This window comes from Acidovorax sp. SUPP2825, from assembly GCF_030158995.1.
Lineage (GTDB): Bacteria > Pseudomonadota > Gammaproteobacteria > Burkholderiales > Burkholderiaceae_C > Paracidovorax.
This window is the reverse complement of the sequence record NZ_BQXK01000045.1, coordinates 1-4702: the sequence shown is the minus strand read 5'-3', so window position 1 is coordinate 4702 and position 4702 is coordinate 1. Positions and strand designations below refer to the sequence as shown.

The following is a 4702-nucleotide window of genomic DNA, read 5'->3' as shown; positions in this document are numbered from 1 at the left end:
GGTCAGGTAAGGCGCAGCGAAGCTCCATTCTTCATCGCTGACGTCTGTTGGGTAGGGCTTGCGGGGCATCTGCAAACTCTACCCTTGGCTTCGCTCTCACGGAGCAAAGTTCATAACACGCTCTAGAGGTAGTCGCCAAGGCAATTCATTCCGATCCGGGGAGAGGGCCTCTGTGGTTCCAGCTCTATCTGCAACACGATCGAGGATTTACACGCGAGCTGATTCAGCGCGCTGAGGCTGCTGGCTACGAAGCGCTGGTGTTGACAGTAGACGCCCCAAGTAGCGGCGCTAGAGACCGAGAGCGCCGTGCAGGATTCCGCGTTCCCGCAGGCGCACTTGCTGTAAACCTAGCAGGATTGGCAGCGCCGCCCCCCGTTTACTTGTCGCCGGGTCAGAGTGCTTTGTTTGACGGTCTGCTCCAACATGCTCCGACCTGGCAGGACGTTGAGTGGTTGCAGAGCATCACCAAACTGCCGGTCTTGCCCGAACACACCCATGCGCAAGATTGCACGAAGCGTCCATGAGGCGGCACGGGACGTTGCTCGCGCCATATCAGCGACGCCAGCGTATGTGCAATCAAGACGTGATCGAAAGAAGGTCGAGATGCTGTTCGCGCACCTCAAGCGGATCTTGAAGCTCGACCGCTTGAGGTTGCGCGGTCTTACTGGTGCGCAAGACGAGTTCCTATTGGCTGCAACGGCGCAAAACCTGCGGCGCATGGCCAAGCGGTTGACCCCAAGTGGAGAACACAAAGTGTCGATGGCGATGTGAAGGGGCACGGCAGGGTGCCGTGCCTCGCTGAGGCTACTCACAAAGCGCCACGATCAACTCAGCCGGTCAAAGGACCTCGCGTACAGCGTGGGTCGAACCGAGTTTTTCAACAAAATTGGCCGGTTGCCGCCGGTAACAGAAGATAGCTGGTGTGGTGTTCGTGGCACCGGACTGACTGGTCATCAACGCTGGACTCTGCACTGCGGCGAGAAGTTGATGACATGCTCTAAACAATTTTCACGTAATTGTTACATATAGTCTCAGTGTGAGACAATCGGCTAACTGCGAAATTGCAGTTTAACTTGGAGAAATGTGTGCGTTTTTTGAGTTTTGCCGTTGTTTTGGCTGCGGTTGCGCTGGTGGGCTGTGCTAGTCATTTGAAAGTCGCGCCTGTCGACCCACAAACTGGTCTGTTGAAAAGCGAAATAGGAACGGTTGGTAATGCAACAACCGTAATCGCCAAGGATATTTCATTAAGTAAGTTCAACGGCATCGCCGTAATGTCTAACGGTGGCGAATATGGTCTGCAGCAACTCAGAGCCACTAACGTTTTTAAAGAAGTGCTATCTTTCGAAGACATCCAGAAACTGATTGTCACGAAAGGCCTTCAAGACCAAGTTTCGAGTATTGCCGAACCAATAGGCTTAACTCGGCTCGCAAAAGCCTACAAGCCATTTCTATGGGTGCATGCGAAGTCTCTGCGTAAGCCTGGGGAGCATCAACCTTATCTCCAGCTTATAGCAACTGATCCGACAACGCTGGATCAAATATTTTTGGCCGAGGTCAAACTAGACATTGCCTGGGCAGGCGTCAACGATCAAAATGTCCGCTATCCTCTCTTCAATTCATTTATCCAGTGGGCTAGAAAAAACCCCTGAACGGACTGACTGCCTTAGAATAGGTTTTTAATGAAGTGGACACACTACACAAGTAAAGCGGAATAAGCCCTCGAATCGTTTCGGTGACCTTCCTCATGAAGCCCTCATATGAGGGCTTCTTTCATGGGGCGTCAGTCCAGCGGCTTGCGCCCTAACCGCCAGCGGCGGCTTCTGGCCGAATCCTGCCCTAGAGGCGCGCCTGGATAGTGTGATTGGCGATCTGTCATCGGTGCTGGCATAGTGGTCAGCTCGAAATGGACTCAGTGTTCAGGTGCGTCCGGAATACGCACCTCTCACCCTGCGTGCTTCCAGGCTCAGCGGCCATGCTCTGGCCAAGCGAGGGCCGTGATGTCGTTTTCTGGATGCGTGTTCAATAGTCCATGTTGGCGTCATGCAGCGGCCATCTACAGGAGTTGACGCAACCGCGCGGCCAGTTGCTCGCTGGCGATTGAAGTGAGTCCCTCCCTGCCATTCACCAGAAACAGAGATCTGCAAAACGGTCGATAGAGCCAAGAACGATCATCCACCGCCAACCAGGGCCGGTGGGCAACTTGATGGGCCCACAGCCACGCACGGCACTCCGCCTCGCGCTCGTAGCCCACCAGCGTATCGGGCACATCCGTCAGCTCCGTGAACCTGGGCGTGGTCCCTGTAATCCTGGCAGCCACGTCCGCAGAAAACCGCTGCCGAAGGCGCACCAAAGGGTACTGCAGCCGCCAAGTGCTGGTGATCACCAGTTCGCACTCTGGAACTTGACGCACCGCTCTCTCCAGCAATGGCAGGCAGCAAAAGTGCTTCGACTCATGGCAATGCTCTGGATGCAGAACTCCGTCGAAATCCAGGAAGAGTATGGGCATGTCGGGGCGAGCGGGGGCGGTTGAAGAATGAATTTTCAGCGCTTCACTGCCGCAATGAGACTATTTGGTCGTGGTCTTCTAAGTCCCGTTGGGCGGAAATCGAGGCAATGCCTTCCCGGAAGAATGCCCGTCCCCAAGCCGACTTTGGTCGTGCGCTGCAGCAGTTGCGCGCGGCACGGGGCGTCACCCAGGAAGACATGCTGTTTGCAACCAGCAGGCGGCACATCAGCCGGGTCGAGCAAGGCCATCAGGTGCCGGGCATTCGCACCATTGAAGGGTTAGCCGAGAACCTGCAGATTCATCCTCTGACGCTGGTCGCCGCTGCATACTGCCAAACACTGGACCCGGCTTCGGTCAGCGAACTCCTCAAGGTCATCAAAGCCGACTTGCGCGCCTTGGCCTCAGGTCAGGCTGGACAAGGTGACTTGAAGGGCTCTGAGACGTTCTGAACAAGCAACCCCAGGCCCTGCATCAATCCCGCGCCTGTGCTGCCATCCTGGCGATGAAGCATGCGGCTGACGATTTCTCTGTCCACTGTAACGCTGAGCAGGGTCATGGCCTCATGCAAGGTGTCCATCGCCACATCCAGATTCTTGCCAGAGCGCATTGCTCCAGCCTTCGACAGCAGGAGCAGACTGATGGGGAGCGCCGCACTGCCCGGTCCACGGGTGTCATCCCAACCCTGGCCAGCAAGCAAGTCCCGCAATTGATCAGAGACCAACAGAAGTTGCTGGTCGTCCAGGGCGTCCGGCAGAACTGATTGCCATCCTCTCAAACCGATGAGGCTTGCCAGTTCTGGTTCACCGAATTTTCCAAGGGTCGCTTTGTCCACGCGCAGCATGATTCCTCGTTCAAGAAAATATGAGACTATTTGGTCCCATCTGGACCGAACGCGTGAAGATAGCTGAGCATTGGAGTCGAATGAACGCTCAACGCTCACCTTTGCGCGAATGGAAAGCTACCGGTTGCCCAAGTTCACTGCATGGGCAACCCGTCAGTTGCCAACCCTCATTGCGCCTTTGAAAAACCGCCTGGATCTCACACGCTTGGCCGAGCTTGATCGGCAGTTTTGCGAATTTGCAAGACTGCAGCGGATGGCCACGCCCCGGTGCGGTTGGACGAAGACCATTCGCCTTGCTATGGGCATGAGTTCCCAAGCTCTTGGAGCCCGCCTGGGCATGACAGCTCAGGGAATACGAAAGTTGGAGCAGGGAGAAGCGAATGGAACCATTTCTCTAAACACCCTCGCCAAGCTCGCCCAAGGCCTGGACTGCGAAGTGCACTACATACTGGTTCCGAGGACCACCTTGATGGAGCAAGTGCTTCGGCGGACACGTGAAATTGCCGGCGTTGATTTCGATTTACCAGAACTTTCTAGGATCACTGAGCTTGCCCGGGAACCGGAAGTGCTGGACTCGTTATCAAGACTGCTATCGAAAGTCAATAAGCGGGGACTTTGGTAAGTAAGCCTTGTAAGGCTGAACGATGATGGGGATGGTAGTTGATGGGCTGATAGCAAGTAAGTGGGGGCGTAGGCATGAGTGTGCCTGCAAACGGCCAGACGGCCGGGAAGTGGGCCGAAAACGGTCTGACGCTGAGCCCCGACGAAGCTTACGCTGCAAATCGGCTTGCAGCTCGACATCAGCACATCTCAAAGCGCGTTACGCAGACCTTCCCGAGGTGAGCCGGTGCGCGAGATGCTCATCGAGGCAGTCGAACGCCGCTTCGGCTCGGTCGAAGCGGTCCCGCAGGGCCAGGAGTTGGAGTTCCTCAGTGACAACGGCGGCGCCTACATCGCCGCCGAAACGAGGACACTGGCACGCGCGCTGGGCCTGAAGCCCATCAACACGCCTGTCTGCAGTCCGCAAAGCGACGGCATGGCCGAGAGCTTCGTGAACACCTTCAAGCGCGACTACGTGGCCCGCATGGACCTGCGTGACGCGCAGACGATACTGGCGCAACTGCCAGTGGCCTTCGAGCATTTCAACGAGGTGCATCCGCATTCTTCGCTGAAAATGCGTTCGCCTCGGGAGTTCAGGCGGCAACAGACTGTAGAGGCTGAGCAGGCGCTTTAGAGTGGCTAACACGACCTCTCAACAAACCGCGAGCAGATGATGGCTGCGGCCAATTTCAGCAGCGCCTGGTGGATGTCCAGTCGCCGCTCAAAGCGAATGCGCAGCTTTCCAAAGCCAGCAA

Annotated in this window: 5 protein-coding genes and 4 pseudogenes; 6 read left to right on the top strand and 3 right to left on the bottom strand. The window is 56.4% G+C overall.

The window, feature by feature from the left end; genetic code table 11:
- Positions 1–122: 122 nt before the first annotated feature.
- The 3 genes and pseudogenes from AVAK2825_RS24895 to AVAK2825_RS24495 all read left to right on the top strand — a co-directional run.
- Positions 123–482 (top strand): annotated as a pseudogene (locus AVAK2825_RS24895) (alpha-hydroxy acid oxidase); the annotation flags it as partial.
- Positions 475–771: pseudogene (locus AVAK2825_RS24890) on the top strand (transposase); the annotation flags it as partial. The pseudogenes AVAK2825_RS24895 and AVAK2825_RS24890, both read left to right, overlap by 8 nt.
- Before the next feature lie 314 nt (positions 772–1085).
- Entirely contained in the window at positions 1086–1649 is a 564-nt protein-coding gene (locus AVAK2825_RS24495) for a hypothetical protein (RefSeq protein WP_284403091.1), read from the top strand.
- 404 nt (positions 1650–2053) lie between these two features.
- Here the strand turns inward: AVAK2825_RS24495 and AVAK2825_RS24490 are convergent, their stop codons facing one another.
- Positions 2054–2506, bottom strand: coding sequence for an HAD domain-containing protein (locus AVAK2825_RS24490; protein WP_284403090.1), 453 nt, complete (start codon positions 2504–2506; stop codon positions 2054–2056).
- Positions 2507–2613: 107 nt separating this feature from the next.
- On the opposite strand from AVAK2825_RS24490, the gene AVAK2825_RS24485 reads away from it, so the two are divergent.
- Positions 2614–2955 carry a helix-turn-helix domain-containing protein gene (locus AVAK2825_RS24485; RefSeq protein ID WP_284403089.1) on the top strand — a complete coding sequence of 114 codons (342 nt, stop codon included), beginning with the start codon at positions 2614–2616 and terminating at the stop codon, positions 2953–2955.
- Here the strand turns inward: AVAK2825_RS24485 and AVAK2825_RS24480 are convergent.
- Positions 2913–3347, bottom strand: a complete 435-nt coding sequence (locus AVAK2825_RS24480; protein WP_284403088.1) for a hypothetical protein — start codon at positions 3345–3347, stop codon at positions 2913–2915. The two genes, AVAK2825_RS24485 and AVAK2825_RS24480, sit on opposite strands and share 43 nt — an antisense overlap.
- A 109-nt stretch (positions 3348–3456) precedes the next feature.
- On the opposite strand from AVAK2825_RS24480, the gene AVAK2825_RS24475 reads away from it, so the two are divergent.
- Both AVAK2825_RS24475 and AVAK2825_RS24470 read left to right on the top strand, forming a co-directional pair.
- Complete coding sequence (locus AVAK2825_RS24475) at positions 3457–3969, top strand: helix-turn-helix domain-containing protein (protein WP_284403087.1); 513 nt, start codon at positions 3457–3459, stop codon at positions 3967–3969.
- Positions 3970–4185: 216 nt separating this feature from the next.
- Positions 4186–4581: pseudogene (locus AVAK2825_RS24470) on the top strand (integrase core domain-containing protein); the annotation flags it as partial.
- A gap of 5 nt (positions 4582–4586) precedes the next feature.
- Here the strand turns inward: AVAK2825_RS24470 and AVAK2825_RS24465 are convergent.
- Positions 4587–4702 (bottom strand): annotated as a pseudogene (locus AVAK2825_RS24465) (IS5/IS1182 family transposase); the annotation flags it as partial.